The organism is Bacillus sp. FSL K6-0042 (genome assembly GCF_038006685.1).
GTDB lineage: Bacteria > Bacillota > Bacilli > Bacillales > Bacillaceae_G > Bacillus_A > Bacillus_A pseudomycoides.
In genome coordinates, this window is record NZ_JBBOVS010000001.1 from 1,805,142 (window position 1) to 1,820,780 (window position 15,639).

A 15,639-nucleotide genomic window follows, 5' to 3' on the forward strand; every position below is an offset into this window, starting at 1 on the left:
CCTCCCTATTCCCTCTTATATCTTCTCGACTCAACAAACTTTTCCCTTCTTTTAAAAGGATTGAACTGCTTATAAACGAATATATTGAAAACGAAGGAGGAGATTTAAATGATTCAGCCAAATGTCTTACAACAAGGCGATACGGTAATGATTATTGCTCCAGCAGGCCCTCCATTAATAGAACACGTCCTTGCAGGAAAAAAAGTATTAGAAACAATGGGCCTATCCGTAATAATTGGTCAAAGTGTTTACGAGAAATACGGCTATCTAGCTGGAAATGATGCAATCCGCCTTCAGGATTTACATGAATCTTTTTCCAATCCTGAAGTGCAAGCCGTTTTTTGCGCAAGAGGTGGATACGGAAGTGGTCGTCTCCTTCCTCATATTCAATATGAACTCATTCGAAACAACCCGAAGATTTTTTGGGGATATAGTGATATTACTGCTTTACATATTGCCTTTTCACAATATGCAGGACTCATTACATTCCATGGACCTATGATTGAAGAATTAGGAAAAGGAGTGAATTCTCTTTCTTTATCTTCTTTCAATCAACTATTCTATCCGTATTCAACTATTTTACCAGCAGCAGAATGCATTACCACTACATCTACTTGTACAGTTTCCGCACCATTAGTTGGAGGCAATTTAACCGTTTTAGTAAGTACACTGGGTACCCCCTATGAAATCTATACAGCGAATAAAATTGTATTACTTGAAGATATTGGAGAAGAACCGTATCGTATTGATCGCATGTTCAATCAATTACATTTAGCAGGAAAATTGAATGAATGTGCAGGAGTTGTCTTCACAAGCTGCCATGATTGTATAGCCTCAAAGCAGTCTCTATCATTACAAACCATATTGTATAACTATCTCGCTCCATACAATATTCCTGTATTACTCGGCCTTCCTATCGGGCATATACAGCCAAATGTCGGAATCCCACTCGGTGTTACTGTCACAATGGACACGGAAAGGAATACACTTTCTATTCCTTCCGGTGTGAATTTCATATCGAATTAAAAAGCAGTTTCCTATATACTTTTTCATTTACACAAAAAAGGAAAAGCATATATCGCTTTTCCTTTCTTTATGTTCCCTTATGCCGAGTTGACTATAAAGGGCTGACAACAATTTTTTACTGATAATAATTAAATATACGTCCAGAAGCTATATCTGCAATTTCTTCCGGAATAAATGTTTTGCTAAGCTCTGTGCCAACATTCAATACCGCTGTTGCTTCTTTATCTAGGTTTTCAAATAATTCTTTTCCACGTATCGTAATAAGGGGCGTTTCTTCCGGCAACACGTCTTTCACAAATTCTAATTGCGTAAAGAACGGTACGATCCATCTGCCTTCTCCTTGGAAATAACGTAACCGAAGTGTTCCTTCTGATGCAGAATCATCCGCCTCGATAGATCCAGCAACATAAAAATGAGTTGTTAATAGCAATTCATAAAATTCCTTTTGTTTTTGTTTATCCTCTTCTGCTAAAACGAGTACTGTTTCTATCTTCTTTACTGGAATTTGCTCCATATGCTGCCACCCCTGTTTTCAAAATGATTGTACTTTGATTATACAAAATATTCTTATTTTTTTCTACATAATTATTCAAATATTTTATTGAAATAGTATCAATCATTCATCGTTACAACTGAACAAATCTTACCTTCTCCAATATTCCCGATGTTGTAACGATGGTAGCGAATTCCTCATGAAGATTTACGAGGGTCATATTATGAATTTCTTCTGCACAGTATTGTACACCGTCTGGTCCCTTTCGATTAAATGTAGCCGTTGCATCACTTACTAAATACGTTGAAAACCCTAGATTTCCAGCCATCCGTGTCGTTGTTTCTACACAGTGGTTCGTCGTTAATCCAACGATAATAACTGAGTTACAGTTCTTCTCTTTTAGTAGCTTTTCTAAATCAGTTCCAATAAATGCACTGTTAACACACTTTTGAATGACTATTTCTCCCTGTAATGGTTGCACTTCTTCTTTGAATTTAACTGTTTCTGTATTTGGGTGAAACATTGACTCTACGTTTTCTTTATTCACATGTTGAATATGAATAATAGTTAATGCTCTTTTTCTCCACTCTTCTAATAAACTTTTCATATTCTCTTCTGCAAAAGGATTATTTCGCTCGCCCCAATAAGGTAGATTAAACGCTTTTTGTACATCAATAATAACAAGTGCTGCCTGTTTCAACATTATTCCTTCTCCTCTCCTGGCTGTAATTGAAATAAAAATCCAAGCTGTTGTGAAGCAGTAATAAAGCAAATATATACACAGAGCTCTACAATCTCTGCCTCACTCCAATACTGTTTCAACACATCAAACATCTTATCATCTATCGCTGAACGATTATGTACAAATACATGTGCAAAGGTTACAGCAGTACTAATCTCTTCTACCTTTTGCACATCATCTGGCTTTCCTTTTGCCATGCAATACAAACACTCATTTCCAAAAGCAAGTATTCTACGTACTTGTTCTTTTAATTCTGCAGAAAGTGCCCCTTTTTCATATAATGTGTTTTCTAATACACTCCAAGCATGTAGTATATCTGGACAATGCCCTAATAATTTTTGAAATTTTGTTTCTCCTACATCTGATAATGAAATTCTCTCCATCATTTCTCCTCCTATTCCTTTCTGTTTTATTGTAAAATAAAGTATAGCCTTTTCACATTTCATATGAATCTTTATTTATATATTTTCTTTACAAAAATGATTAGTTTACTGGAGGTATATTTACATATGCAATTAGATCGTGTAGATCGTAAAATTTTAAATGAATTATATAATGATAGTCGCCTCTCTATGCGAGAATTATCAAAACGCGTAAACTTATCCGCGCCTTCTACTGCAGAACGTGTTCGTAAGTTAGAAAATGAAGGAGTCATTCAAAAATATACAATTGATATTGATTATAAAAAAGCTGGGCTCGTCTTAGATTGTATTTTAGAAATCACCTTAAAAAATGGTGATACAGCGCGCATGCAACAATTTATTCAATCGTATCCATCGGCAAGCTTTTGCTATCGCGTAACTGGAAGTCTTTGTTATATCGTTAAAATTTCTGTTCCTTCATTAGTTGAACTTGAAGAGTTTATTAATGATGTTTCTTCATATGCAACAACTGTTTCTCATATCGTATTATCGGAAGTATCCCTTACTCCTGATATCGAACATATTTTTCCAGAAGAACAAAATTAATTTTTATTCAAAATATAATAAAAAACCCCTTACAAAAAGAATAAAAATGTTTTATTATGTATTAAAATACATAAAGTTCGAGAAAGGGGCATTACATTGAAAATTTGGTTTTACGAAAAAACGATACAAGAAGATGATTTACTTGGCATTTGGGATAATGTTCCCACCATCCCTCGAATTGGGGAAAAGGTGGAAATTTTAAAAATGGTTCGTACAGTTACAGATATTAAATATGTAAAAAACGGAAACAACTTCCACGTTGAAATTGTTATCCATTAAAATAGCAGCTCTCCTCATTTATATTGGAGAGCTGCTATTTTTCGTTTCCTATACTCTTATCAATGTTCTGCTTTTGTTATAATAATTTTTTCATTCTCTATTACAACCGTTACATAATCATTCTCTTCTAATCTCAACTGATTCACAGCCTCATCTGGCAACTCTACAGCCATAAGTTGATCCGTTAAAATGACTTGACTATACATTTTATTTTGTTGTAATGGTACAACTGCCTTATCTTCATTGATAAAACGAAGAGGTGGTACCCCCACTTCTTTTACAGTTCGCCAATTTTTACGAATAAAAGGTGCCAACCATAATAAACTGATCAGAATTACAACGAGTCCAATCCATAAATTACTTTGTCCTTGTAATTCAGCTATCGAAATGACATCATCTGTTCCTTCACCACTCGTTAATTGGATGGTAGTTGCTATACAATTATTCAACGCATGAACAGCAATATTCGTCCATATATTTTTCGTTTTTATGTAAAGAAGACACATGACAACACCAAATACAAAAGCACCGACTACATCAAAATGTCCTAAACCAAAAATAAGAGAGGACACAATTACAGCACGTTTTATCCCCCACTTAAACGTCATACGCTGTAAAAAGAAACCTCGAAAGATAACTTCCTCCATAATAGGTGCAAAAATACATGCTGAAATAAAGCTAAAGATTTTTGTATATGTGCTACTCATATCAATTACACTATCATCACTTAATACACCCATTAAGAAATCTGGAACAAGATGTGCTAATATGTACAATTGAATAAAAGATACACCGAATGCAAAAATCATTCCCATTGCGGTTGCAACTATGATTATCTTCCAGTTTAACCGTGATGGTTTATCAAAGAAGCTAGTAAATATAACATTATTTTTTCGTGTTTTTAAATATAACCATAGTAGTGGAAATACAAAAAACACCGAAATTTGCACTGCAACATCCATGACATTTTCTGAAGCGCCCGCAAAGGATAGCGGTAGCACCATTACTACTATACCCAAAATCATCCATGCAAAAAAATTTCGAAGTCGTATACGTGAAAATGCGTACTGAATAAAAAACACCCCCAAGATGATATATTTATATTTTAATATGAATATCATTAAAATTCTTCCTATTTTTCTCAGTTCGCTTTTAAATACTATACTTATTAAAATATATAATAAGAAATCTATTTTGTAATTTCCTCTTTGCAAGACTTTCTGTTACAATGTTAAACGTCGCTTTTTATACCTATTTTTTCAAAACACATTATCATGATAAGAATAAGGAGGATTACGTACATGGATTTTTTTGAAAATGTCATTACTCCGATTCATAAGTTTATTACAACAACAAACGAATATTTATGGGGTTATATTTTAATTACATTGTTAATCACTATAGGTTGTTATTTTACAATAAGAGCTGGATTTGTTCAGTTCCGTCACATTCGTGAAATGATCCGTTTGCTAGGCGATGGCGCAAGCCCTTCTACACGTAAAGCACAAAAAGAAAAGCATGGTGTTTCTTCATTCCAAGCGTTTTGCATGAGTACAGCATCACGTGTTGGAACAGGTAACTTAGCTGGTGTAGCAATTGCTATTTCTACGGGTGGACCAGGTGCTGTCTTTTGGATGTGGCTTATCGCTATGATTGGCGGCGCATCTGCTTTCGTTGAAAGTACACTTGCACAAATTTATAAAATTCAAGACGGTAAAACATTCCGTGGTGGACCAGCATACTACATGGAAAAAGGTTTAAACAAACGCTGGATGGGTATGATTTTCTCCGTTTTAATCACAGTTAGTTTCGGTTTAGTCTTTAACGCTGTACAAGCAAATACCGTAACATCTGCATTCGATGGTGCTTTTCATATCGATCCAAAAATAGTTGGAGTTTCATTAGCTGCCCTATTATCTGTTATTATTTTTGGTGGCGTAAAGCGAATCGCACGTGTTGTAGAAATGATTGTACCAGTTATGGCAATCATTTATGTTGCAGTTGCACTATTTGTTGTCGTGACAAATATTACATTGATTCCAGAAATGATAAAAGAAATTTTAGCACACGCATTTGGCATAAAAGAAATCGCGGGCGGTAGCTTTGGTGCAGCTGTTTTACTTGGTGTCAAACGTGGTTTATTCTCCAATGAAGCTGGTATGGGTAGTGCACCAAACGCAGCTGCGACTGCTAACGTAACACACCCTGTTAAACAAGGTTTTATTCAAACACTTGGTGTCTTTACAGATACATTATTAATATGCAGTTGTACTGCTTTTATTATCCTTTTATCGGACGTTCATACTGGAACAGATTTAAATGGTATTCAGTTAACACAAGAAGCGTTAAAAGCGCATATTGGTCCTTGGGCTCCAATCTTTGTCGCTGTAGCAATCTTCTTGTTTGCTTTCAGTTCTCTAATCGGAAATTACTATTATGGTGAGACAAATATCGAGTTCTTAAAAGGAAGTAAAGCAACACTTATGATTTACCGCATCGCTGTAATTGGTATTGTATTCCTAGGTTCTGTTGCAACCATTCAAGTTGTATGGGATTTAGCTGACCTATTCATGGGCGTTATGGCAATTTTCAACTTAGTTACAATTATTTTCTTAAGCAAATATGCATTTGCAGCATTGAAAGACTATATGAAGCAAAAAGAGGCTGGACAAGACCCAGTCTTCTACGCTGACAGCATTCCTGGTTTAGAAAATACAGAATGCTGGGATCGTGAAAAAACAGAAGAAAAAGTTGGTTAAGGAAAATCCCCGCTTGCCGGGGATCTTTTTTATTTCATATATACATGTAAAGTCATATTACTAAAAATACAAATCGATTTGATTTAATAACACCTTTCTTTTTATACTCATTTAGTTCTTCATATATATTATTGTTTATATAAATATTTTATAATACATCACGCTTTTGGAATAATGCACTCGATGCAACAAGTAACACTACAAAATACACAATTACAAGTAATAGCGATGTTGTGAAATTAAATTCTGTAAATGGTGGTTCAACACCGCCACTAATTAATTTGTTGCTGTCGTACATACTTAAGTTCAAATGGAAAAACACAACAAATTTAGCAATACCTTTTGCAAACATCATAAGAGCTATATTAATTGCCCCTTGCAAGAAGAATAGGAACAATGTAATGATTAATGGTAATACTGATTTTCTAAAAACATTTGCCAAGAAAAAGGCAAGTGTTGCAAAGAAGAACGGTGCAAGAAGTTGATATAAGATTGACTTAAGCAATATGCTTAACGTTAAATCTGTTTTCCCTCCGTCCATTGCAATTGCACCGATAATCATTGCAATTAACATACCAGCAAAGACAACAAATAACATTGTTAGTAATACAGAAATGTATTTAGAAAATAAAATCATAATTCTTTTTCTCGGACGAATTAATAATTGCTTAATCGTTCCTTTTTGAAACTCCTCTGTAATCGTACGAGAAGCAATCGTAATACCGAAAATTGTTGCAAATAAAATAACTAAACTAATATCTGACTTCGTAAAATCTAAATATGTTCCATTAAAATCTTTAGCTTCACCCCATTTTAATATTGCGAGGACACCTAAAACTTCCAATGCAGCAATTACACCTATCAATATATACATACCTTTTTTCGCATGTAACTTTAGCAATTCATTTTGAATTAATTTAAACATTACGCTTTCACTCCCCCAGTAATCGCTAAGAACTCATCCTCTAACGTTTTATTTTGCACTGTCACACCATATACAAGTACATCAGCATGCACAAGTTGTTTTACAATTTGCGGAATCTTTTCTTTCGCTACAGATGTCTCAACTACGCTTCCTTGTGCCTTACCTTTAATAATTTCATTCGCTTTCTGAATTTGATCTACCTCAAATGCCACTACAACCGTTTCACCATGCTTTGCTTGCTCATGTAAGTTATACTCTTGCACAAACTGACCTTGCTTAATAATAACTACACGATCACACATAAGTTCAATTTCGCTTAATAAATGACTTGATACGATAACCGCAATGTTTTCTTCTTTCGCTAATCGTTGTAAATAATCACGAATTTGGCGAATACCCGCTGGATCTAATCCGTTTGTCGGTTCATCTAATATTAAAATTTTCGGATTATGTAAAAGTGCTTGCGCAATACCAAGACGTTGTTTCATTCCAAGTGAATATGTTTTCACTTTTTTATGAATGGCATGCTCTAATTCAACAAGCTTTACAATTTCAACGATACGCTCTTTACTAATTGGTGTAATTGCCATATTTGCAAAATGCCTTAAATTTTGCATTCCTGTCATATAGTCATAGAGTTCAGGATTCTCGACAATCGCTCCAATTTGTTCTAACGCCTTCTCACGTTCTGTACGAATGCTATGACCACAAATTGTGATATCGCCTTTTGTCATTGAAATCAGACCAGTCATCATCCGAATTGTCGTCGTTTTCCCGCTTCCATTCGGTCCAAGAAATCCATATACCTCCCCTTCACGAACTTCAAATGAAAGACCACGAATAATTTCATTTTTTCCTATTTTTTTATGGACGTTTTCTAATTTCACTACTACGTTTCCCAATGATTGTTCCTCCTTTAGACTTCTAGTTTTTTATCGATGATGCGACCTGTTATTAATACCAATAGAAAGATTAACAATAAACTAAAACTTAAATAAGAAATATTTGAACCATCATTAAAATAAAAAGATGTTTCGAAAAAACCATTTTTATCTATAAATCCAACATTCTTTACAGAAAATACATATCTATCTATTTTTGCTAACATATTAGTTATAAAAAACTGGATTCCACCGAAAACGACAAAGAAAAATATAAATAGCACCTTATTTAATGAGGATTTCACATTAAATAGTTTTATAACTACGATTATGAAATACACAGAAATTAATGTACTTATTAAATCTACAAGCCATAAAAAGATAGAGAACAGATGGTGTAATAAACCATAATTGTACAAACTATTAATGCCCTGTTGAACCTCTCCACTTGCCTTGTTCTCATATATATTTAAAGAAAGAAGATGTAAAAAAACAATGCCTATTAAAGACAACAGAGTAAACATTATTATAAAAAACAATAAATTCGCATATATATATTTCTTTGATGGAATTGCAGCATACCGAATCATAGATCCTCTCACTATTTTTCTGAAAGAAGAGATCGCCAGTAAGAAGATAGAAAATGCAGTCATACAAAATAATAATATAAATATAATTAATATTATATCTTGTCTATTTGAAACCCTTACCCCCGAAGATCCCTTCATATTAAATAATAGAATTAATGAAGTGGTAATAAATCCGAAATAAATTACCCATACCTTCTTTTTATTACAATTATATAAATATCTAAGGAGTTGACTCATTTCCCAAACACCTCCTTAAACAATTCAGTCACCGCTTTCCCTCTTTGAAAACGCAGTTCTTCTACATTTTCATGCAGTACAATCTCTCCATCCTTCAAAAAGGTGACTTCATCAAATATATTTTCAATCTCTCCAATTAAATGAGTCGAAATTAAAATCGTACTGTCTTCACGATAAAACTGTAAAATGAGTTCTAGCACATGTTCACGTGAAACGGGATCAATTCCGCCAAGCGGTTCATCTAATATGTAGAGTTTTGCTTTTCTTGAAAATGTTAAAATCAACTGTAATTTTTCAATCATTCCCTTTGACAATACTTTAATTTTTTCTTCTAATGGTATTTTAAATTCAGTGATTGCATCTACTGCCTTTTGGATCTCAAAGTCTTGATAAAAATCACGATAGAAAAATATAGCATCTTTTACAGTCATCCACTCATCAAATACAGGTCGATCCGGCATAAATGAAACAATCTTTTTTGTTTCTAAACCCACCTTCTTACCTGCAATTGTGACATTTCCTTCCGAAGGGTGCTGCAAACCTGCAATCATTTTTAATAATGTCGTTTTGCCACTACCGTTATCTCCAACAAGGCCAATAATCTTTCCTTCTGTAATCTCTAGGTTTAGCTCACGAATCACTGCCTTTAAACCATATCGCTTCCATAAGTTCTCTATTTTTAATAGCCCTGTCATCAGCTCTCCTCCCTTTTCTCTTCCAATGAGGAACGGAGGATTGAGAGAATTTCCTCTTCTGTAAAACCTAAATTGTCCATTCCGTTTATAAAAGAATGAAGCAACTCTTTTGCCATATCTTTGCGCAGCTCCATAATTTTCTCTCCCTCGCTTGTTACATATCTTCCCATCCCTCTACGTGTTACAACAATACCATCTCGCTCTAGCTCTTGAAATGTACGCTGGATCGTATTTGGATTTACTTGTAACTCGCTTGCTAATTCACGTACAGAGGGAATTTTGTCGCCAGGTGATAGATGACCTGTTACAATTTCTTTTTTTATGTATTCCATCACCTGAATATAAATCGGTGTGTTAGGAGAAAATTCTATTTTCATTTCTTCCCTCCTTTTGTCTTAGTGTACTAGTTAAATAGTACACTAAGACAAAAGGGATGTAAATACTTGTAAATTAAAAATATAACAAAAAAGGTAGTGCAACCTTCGTTGCACTACCTTCCTATTTTATTTCGTTACCATTTCTGCCTCACTTTCTTCAAAAGGCCACTTCGGTAACATATTACGGAGTTCCTTATCAGAACGATAGCCAAGTGCATATTCTGCCTGCATAATGGTATGAATCTCACGTGTTCCTTCGTAAATAACTGGAGCTTTTGCATTTCGCAAATATCGTTCTACTGGAAATTCATTTGAATATCCATATGCCCCGTGCACCTGCACTGCATCATTTGCCGCTTCAAATGCAGCGTCACAAGCGATCCATTTCGCTAAAGACGTTTCACGTGTATTACGTTTCCCTTCATTTTTTAGCCATCCTGCTTTATAAACCAATAAACGTGATATTTCAAGATTCGCAGACATTTTCGCAATCATTTGCTGTACAAGCTGATGTTTTCCAATTTCTTTACCAAATGTCTTTCTCTCTTCACAATACTTTACACTCGCTTCTAAGCTTGCTTGAATGAGTCCGCATGCGCCTGCTGCTACTGTGAAACGTCCATTATCTAATGAAGCCATTGCAATTTTAAACCCTTCACCTTCTTCTCCAAGAAGGTTTTCCACTGGTACTTTTACATCATCTAAAAATACTTCACCTGTATTTCCAGCTCGAATACCAAGCTTTCCTTTTATCGCTTTTGTCGATACTCCTGGAAATGTTCGTTCTACGATAAAACAAGAAATACCTCGGTGCTTTAATTCTGGATTTGTTTTCGCAAATATTAAGAAGTGATCTGCAACATCACATAACGAAATCCATGTTTTAGATCCATTTAATACATAGTGATGACCTTGTTTCACTGCTGTTGTTTGCATAGCAACAACATCTGACCCTGCATTTGGTTCTGTTAAACCGAAAGCCCCAATTTTTTCACCTTTCGCTTGTGAAACAAGGTACTTTTGTTTTTGTTCTTCTGTTCCCCATTGCAGAAGTGTCATACTATTTAACCCTGTATGTACAGATACAGCTGTACGGAAAGCTGTGTCACCGCGTTCCAATTCCTCGCAAATGATAGCCAGCGTATTATAATCCATACCCACGCCGCCATATTGCTCTGGAATACAAACGCCCATAAATTGCAATTCTGCTAAACGCTTCAAGATTTTTTCTTCAAAATGCCCTTTTTCATCCCATTCTTTAATGTATGGGATAATTTCATTATCTACGAATGATCTCACTACTTTTCTAACACTTTGTTGTTCTTCTGATAAAGAAAAATTCATTTGTACTGCCTCCTTATATCCATTGGTTTTTTTTCATTTCCCTAATACTTTCCTGAGAATACCCCAAATTTTTCAAAATCTGTTCTGTATGTTCTCCATGGAGTGGCGGATGTTTCTGCATTCGCACCGGTGTCTTTGCAAGTTTTAATGGTGAACCTACAAGTTTAAGATTCTCAATTGTTGGATGCTCCATATGAACTGTCATCTCTCGCGCCCCTGCTTGCTCTGTTTCTAGCGCTTCTTTCACATTGAGAATTGGTCCATTTGGAATACCTGCTTCATCCAACAATTGTTTCCATTCCTCTTTCTTTTTCTTCTTCATTTCTTTTGCAATTATGTCTATGAGCTCTTCCTTATACAAAAGGCGATTTGCATTTGTTGTATAACGATCTAAACGAGATAAATCTTGTCTACCAAGCAATACACAAAACCTATGGAACTGTTCATCGTTTCCGACCGCAACAACAAGGTCTCCATCCTTCGCCTTAAACACTTGATACGGAACAATATTCGGATGCTGATTCCCAAGTCTCTCTGGCAATTCTCCTGTACACAAATAATTACTCGCTACATTTACTAATGCTGCTAATTGGGAATCAAATAAAGAAATATCAATTTCTTGCCCTTCTCCCGTTCTATTCCGGTGCTGCAGAGCCGCTAAAATCCCGATACACGTAAAAAGACCTGTGAGAACATCTGAAATGGCAACCCCTACTTTTGCAGGCTCTTCATCCTTTCCTCCTGTTATACTCATAAGCCCACTCATTGCTTGAATCATATAATCATAGCCAGGAAGATGTGAAGCAGGACCCTTTTGACCAAACCCACTAATAGAAGCTAGAATAATGTCTCCCTTCACTTCCTGTAACACATCATAACCAAGTCCCATTCTTTCAAGTGTCCCAGGCTTGAAGTTTTGCACAACGATATCAGCATGAGAAACAAGCTTTTTCAAAATATCCTTTCCCATTTCTGATTTTAAATTTAATGTAAACGACTCTTTATTGCGATTCGCACAAAGAAAATAAGCACTTTCTCCTTCTACAAAAGGCGGTCCCCATCCTCTTGTATCATCACCATTTCCTATATTCTCAACTTTAATTACCTCAGCCCCTAAATCACCGAGAATCATCGTACAAAAAGGACCGGCAAGAACCCGAGATAAATCAATAATTTTGATTCCGTGTAATGCTCCCTCCAACCCCTTCTCCTCCTATAGTAAAAACCAGTAAAACCAATGAGAAAAAAAGGAGACATGTTGGTTTTACTGGTTTGTATTTACACGCTATTGTATAAAATATTATTATGCTTTTACTTGTGATAATACGGATTTGAATGCATTGATCACTGTATCTACTTCTTCATAACTAATTGTAAGCGATGGTTCGATACGAATTGTTTTCGAATTGATTAATGTTCCTGCAACAAGAATTCCTTGATCAAACATCGCCTTCGATACTTCATAACCAATTTCATCCTTATGGAACTCAATACCAATCATTAAACCTTGGCCACGGATTTCAAACACTTTGTCTTCATGTCCTTCCGCTGCCTTTTTCAACCCTTTTAAGAAATACTCCCCAACTTCCGCAGCTCGTTCTGGTAATTTATCTTCCAATAATACATGGATTGTTGCAATTGCAGCAGCACATGCAAGGGGATTTCCACCAAACGTTGTTGTATGCATGAATGGATTTTCAAACCAGCTTTTGAATACTTTTTCTTTAGCAACAATTGCACCCGCTGGCATTACGCCCCCGCCAAATGCCTTTGCAAGACAAATAATATCCGGTACAACATCATATAATTCTGCAGCAAACATTTTCCCAGTGCGTCCCATTCCTGTTTGTACTTCATCAAAAATAAGTAATGATCCGAATTCATCACAAAGCTCTCTCACTTGTTTCAAATAATTTTCTGGAGGTAAAATAATACCGCCCTCTCCTTGGATTGGTTCTAAAATAACAGCTGCAACATCTTCTCCAACTAACGCGCATGTTTCAAATGTTTTTCTCATCATATCAATATCACCAAATGGGACGTGACGGAAGCCTGGAATTAATGGTAAGAATGGTTTACGGAACATTCCTTTTGCTGTTCCAGATAAAGAACCAAGACTCTTACCGTGGAAAGCACGTGTTGTGGAAATGAAAGTTGTTCGCTCACTATACATTTTTGCTAATTTTAATGCTGCCTCTACACTTTCTGTCCCACTATTTGTAAAGAAAGCATATTTCAAATCACCAGGTGTAATATCCGCTAAAATTTTTGCAAGAATCGCACGAAGTGGATCTAGTAAGTCCTGACTATGCAATGCTTGACGCTTTAACTGATCCGTTACAGCTTTTACCACTTTTGGATTACGGTGTCCAACATTATAAATTCCGAATCCACCTAAACAATCAATATATTTTTTACCATTGATATCCATGAAGCAAGATCCTTCATCAGACCATTCTACTGCTGCAAATTGCCCATCTTTTGTTACTGTTTTTCTATATGCGAGGAAGCCAGGATTTACATGTTCGCGGAACCCATCTACCGTTTCTTTCGTAATCCAGTTTACTTCTTCTTCGGATACTTTCTCTTTTTCAATTAATTGCAGTACTTTCGTAATATAATCATTTACACTCGTATTCTTCGCATCTTGTTCGTTAGATTTATTTTTCACATTCGTTCCCATCTATTTCACCTCTACAGTCTTTTTATTTGCAAACCAACCAATTGGTTCTACTTCTAGATTTATATTAATCTGCTTAATTTCTTGGAATTCCTCTAAACCAAACGTTCCTAAGCTACGACCGATACCACTTTGTTTATATCCGCCCCAAGGCGCCTCGTTGTATGTTGGGTGGTAACTATTAATCCACGTAATTCCTGCGCGGAGCTTACGGATTACACGCATCGCTTTAGCACCCTCAACTGTAAATACACCTCCAGCTAAGCCGTAATCTGTACCGTTTGCTAGTTCAATTGCTTCCTGTTCATCTTTGAATTTTTGGATAACTACAACAGGACCAAAAATTTCTTCCTGCACAATACGCATATCAGGTTTTACATTGACAAAGACCGTTGGTTCAATAAAGAAACCATCACCTTTCCCATCCGCCAGTATACGCTTTCCTCCGCAAACAATTTCTGCTCCTTCATCTTTTCCAATCTCTATATAGCGTAATACTTTTTCCATATGCTCTTGACTTACAAGTGGCCCCATCTCTGATTCTGGGTTATCACCAGGTCCAACATTAATTTGCTTTGCTCGTTCTACGAAACGATTAACAAATCTATCGTAAACGCTTTCTTCTACAAGAATTCTTGATCCTGCTGAACATACTTGTCCAGCACCTGCATAAATACCAAACAGAGCATAATCAACAGCTGTTTCAAAATCTGCATCTGCAAAAATAATATTTGGAGATTTCCCGCCAAGTTCTAGCGAAATCTTTTTCATATTATCTGCCGCTGTTCTCATAATGTGCTTTCCTGTTTTTGTTCCGCCCGTAAAGGAGATCATATCAACTTTATTACTTGCTGCGATCTCATTTCCTACTGTTGGCCCGGCACCCATTACCATATTGGCAACACCTTTTGGCAGCTCTACATTTTCCATTATTTCGAATAATTTTGTTGCAGTGATTGGTGTCACTTCAGAAGGTTTAAACACAATCGTGTTTCCAGCTGCTAAAGCAGGTGCAATTTTCCAGACACTCATTAATAACGGGTAATTCCAAGGAACGATTAAACCACAAACACCCACTGGCTCTCTCACTACCATAGCTTGCATCGGATCAGCTACATGATACGTTTGCCCATCCGGCTTTGTAATCAGCCCAGCATAATAGCGGAAACAAGCTGCTGCATCTCCAATATCTCCTTCAGCCTCTCGATATGTTTTTCCATTATCCATTGTTTCCAGACGCGCAAGTTCTTCCAAATTTTTATCAATTTCATCTGCTATTTTAAATAAATAAGATGCTCTTTCAGCAGCGGATGTTTCTGACCAAATCCCGCTATCAAAAGTAGCTCTTGCCACTTCAATCGCGTATTTCGCATCCTCGATCGTTCCTTCAGGTGCATATGCGATAACCTTGCCATTCGCAGGGTTAATAATCGGTCTTTTCTCTTGATTACTAGAATCTCTCCATTCACCGTTTAGATACATTTTTAAATCTAGCACTGTATATAATCCCCCTTTGTCAATCATTCATATATTATATAAGCAATAATTGTGCCAACATTTGAAATACGAAGCAATCATACAAAAACTGACGATTTCCATAAATAACCTATACAAAGTTATGCATTTTCGCATAGATTATTACA

Annotated in this window: 17 protein-coding genes; 4 read left to right on the forward strand and 13 right to left on the reverse strand. The window is 35.7% G+C overall.

Translation table 11 applies throughout. The annotated features are described in order from the left end of the window. The first annotated feature begins 108 nt into the window (after positions 1–108). Positions 109–1,026, forward strand: a complete 918-nt coding sequence (locus MHH45_RS09405; RefSeq protein ID WP_016113970.1) for a S66 peptidase family protein — start codon at positions 109–111, stop codon at positions 1,024–1,026. Between the two features lie 115 nt (positions 1,027–1,141). On the opposite strand, the gene MHH45_RS09410 is transcribed toward MHH45_RS09405, so the two are convergent. The 3 genes from MHH45_RS09410 to MHH45_RS09420 all read right to left on the reverse strand — a co-directional run bounded on the left by MHH45_RS09410 (position 1,142) and on the right by MHH45_RS09420 (position 2,644). Beyond that, the gene (locus tag MHH45_RS09410; RefSeq protein WP_016113969.1) at positions 1,142–1,540 is read right to left on the reverse strand and encodes an SseB family protein; all 399 of its coding nucleotides are present in this window, start codon (positions 1,538–1,540) and stop codon (positions 1,142–1,144) included. Between the two features lie 112 nt (positions 1,541–1,652). Beyond that, entirely contained in the window at positions 1,653–2,222 is a 570-nt protein-coding gene (locus MHH45_RS09415; protein ID WP_016113968.1) for a cysteine hydrolase family protein, read from the reverse strand. Further along, positions 2,222–2,644 (reverse strand): carboxymuconolactone decarboxylase family protein, encoded by a 423-nt coding sequence (locus tag MHH45_RS09420; protein ID WP_016113967.1) that lies wholly within the window; start codon positions 2,642–2,644, stop codon positions 2,222–2,224. The genes MHH45_RS09415 and MHH45_RS09420 overlap by 1 nt, the downstream gene beginning before the upstream one ends. A 126-nt stretch (positions 2,645–2,770) precedes the next feature. Between MHH45_RS09420 and MHH45_RS09425 the strand changes: the two genes are divergently transcribed. Both MHH45_RS09425 and MHH45_RS09430 read left to right on the forward strand, forming a co-directional pair. Further along, the gene (locus MHH45_RS09425; RefSeq protein ID WP_016113966.1) at positions 2,771–3,229 is read left to right on the forward strand and encodes an Lrp/AsnC family transcriptional regulator; all 459 of its coding nucleotides are present in this window, start codon (positions 2,771–2,773) and stop codon (positions 3,227–3,229) included. A 96-nt stretch (positions 3,230–3,325) separates the two neighbouring features. Then, the gene (locus tag MHH45_RS09430; RefSeq protein WP_003196117.1) at positions 3,326–3,508 is read left to right on the forward strand and encodes a DUF3913 family protein; all 183 of its coding nucleotides are present in this window, start codon (positions 3,326–3,328) and stop codon (positions 3,506–3,508) included. Between the two features lie 59 nt (positions 3,509–3,567). Here MHH45_RS09430 and MHH45_RS09435 read toward each other — a convergent pair whose 3' ends face one another. Continuing rightward, complete coding sequence (locus MHH45_RS09435; protein ID WP_170927939.1) at positions 3,568–4,581, reverse strand: CPBP family intramembrane glutamic endopeptidase; 1,014 nt, start codon at positions 4,579–4,581, stop codon at positions 3,568–3,570. A gap of 228 nt (positions 4,582–4,809) precedes the next feature. Between MHH45_RS09435 and MHH45_RS09440 the strand changes: the two genes are divergently transcribed. Beyond that, entirely contained in the window at positions 4,810–6,267 is a 1,458-nt protein-coding gene (locus MHH45_RS09440) for an alanine/glycine:cation symporter family protein (protein WP_016131271.1), read from the forward strand. A 148-nt stretch (positions 6,268–6,415) separates the two neighbouring features. On the opposite strand, the gene MHH45_RS09445 is transcribed toward MHH45_RS09440, so the two are convergent. From MHH45_RS09445 to MHH45_RS09485, 9 genes are all read right to left on the reverse strand, one after another. Continuing rightward, positions 6,416–7,192, reverse strand: coding sequence for an ABC transporter permease (locus MHH45_RS09445; RefSeq protein ID WP_016113963.1), 777 nt, complete (start codon positions 7,190–7,192; stop codon positions 6,416–6,418). Further along, on the reverse strand, positions 7,192–8,094 hold the full coding sequence (locus MHH45_RS09450; RefSeq protein ID WP_016131270.1) for an ABC transporter ATP-binding protein: 903 nt from the start codon (positions 8,092–8,094) through the stop codon (positions 7,192–7,194). Before MHH45_RS09450 ends, MHH45_RS09445 begins: the two co-directional genes overlap by 1 nt. 14 nt (positions 8,095–8,108) lie before the next feature. After that, the gene (locus tag MHH45_RS09455; RefSeq protein ID WP_016113961.1) at positions 8,109–8,900 is read right to left on the reverse strand and encodes a hypothetical protein; all 792 of its coding nucleotides are present in this window, start codon (positions 8,898–8,900) and stop codon (positions 8,109–8,111) included. Then, on the reverse strand, positions 8,897–9,595 hold the full coding sequence (locus MHH45_RS09460) for an ABC transporter ATP-binding protein (RefSeq protein WP_016113960.1): 699 nt from the start codon (positions 9,593–9,595) through the stop codon (positions 8,897–8,899). The genes MHH45_RS09455 and MHH45_RS09460 overlap by 4 nt, the downstream gene beginning before the upstream one ends. After that, positions 9,595–9,972: a GntR family transcriptional regulator gene (locus tag MHH45_RS09465; protein ID WP_016113959.1), complete on the reverse strand. Its 378-nt coding sequence runs from the start codon at positions 9,970–9,972 to the stop codon at positions 9,595–9,597. Before MHH45_RS09465 ends, MHH45_RS09460 begins: the two co-directional genes overlap by 1 nt. 126 nt (positions 9,973–10,098) lie before the next feature. Further along, positions 10,099–11,316 carry an acyl-CoA dehydrogenase family protein gene (locus MHH45_RS09470; protein ID WP_016113958.1) on the reverse strand — a complete coding sequence of 406 codons (1,218 nt, stop codon included), beginning with the start codon at positions 11,314–11,316 and terminating at the stop codon, positions 10,099–10,101. A 13-nt stretch (positions 11,317–11,329) separates the two neighbouring features. After that, positions 11,330–12,517: a CaiB/BaiF CoA transferase family protein gene (locus tag MHH45_RS09475; protein WP_088093993.1), complete on the reverse strand. Its 1,188-nt coding sequence runs from the start codon at positions 12,515–12,517 to the stop codon at positions 11,330–11,332. 102 nt (positions 12,518–12,619) lie between these two features. Continuing rightward, on the reverse strand, positions 12,620–13,999 hold the full coding sequence (locus MHH45_RS09480; protein WP_016113956.1) for a putrescine aminotransferase: 1,380 nt from the start codon (positions 13,997–13,999) through the stop codon (positions 12,620–12,622). Next, on the reverse strand, positions 14,000–15,493 hold the full coding sequence (locus MHH45_RS09485) for an aldehyde dehydrogenase family protein (RefSeq protein ID WP_016113955.1): 1,494 nt from the start codon (positions 15,491–15,493) through the stop codon (positions 14,000–14,002). Positions 15,494–15,639 lie beyond the last annotated feature (146 nt).

Bases quoted from the DNA above. Each gene is read 5' to 3' on its own strand.
- MHH45_RS09440 (WP_016131271.1), top strand. From the start codon at position 4,810: ATGGATTTTTTTGAAAATGTCATTACTCCGATTCATAAGTTTATTACA.
- MHH45_RS09455 (WP_016113961.1), bottom strand. From the start codon at position 8,900: ATGAGTCAACTCCTTAGATATTTATATAATTGTAATAAAAAGAAGGTA.
- MHH45_RS09480 (WP_016113956.1), bottom strand. From the start codon at position 13,999: ATGGGAACGAATGTGAAAAATAAATCTAACGAACAAGATGCGAAGAAT.
- MHH45_RS09405 (WP_016113970.1), top strand. From the start codon at position 109: ATGATTCAGCCAAATGTCTTACAACAAGGCGATACGGTAATGATTATT.
- MHH45_RS09420 (WP_016113967.1), bottom strand. From the start codon at position 2,644: ATGGAGAGAATTTCATTATCAGATGTAGGAGAAACAAAATTTCAAAAA.
- MHH45_RS09460 (WP_016113960.1), bottom strand. From the start codon at position 9,595: ATGACAGGGCTATTAAAAATAGAGAACTTATGGAAGCGATATGGTTTA.
- MHH45_RS09415 (WP_016113968.1), bottom strand. From the start codon at position 2,222: ATGTTGAAACAGGCAGCACTTGTTATTATTGATGTACAAAAAGCGTTT.
- MHH45_RS09410 (WP_016113969.1), bottom strand. From the start codon at position 1,540: ATGGAGCAAATTCCAGTAAAGAAGATAGAAACAGTACTCGTTTTAGCA.
- MHH45_RS09470 (WP_016113958.1), bottom strand. From the start codon at position 11,316: ATGAATTTTTCTTTATCAGAAGAACAACAAAGTGTTAGAAAAGTAGTG.
- MHH45_RS09465 (WP_016113959.1), bottom strand. From the start codon at position 9,972: ATGAAAATAGAATTTTCTCCTAACACACCGATTTATATTCAGGTGATG.
- MHH45_RS09445 (WP_016113963.1), bottom strand. From the start codon at position 7,192: ATGTTTAAATTAATTCAAAATGAATTGCTAAAGTTACATGCGAAAAAA.
- MHH45_RS09425 (WP_016113966.1), top strand. From the start codon at position 2,771: ATGCAATTAGATCGTGTAGATCGTAAAATTTTAAATGAATTATATAAT.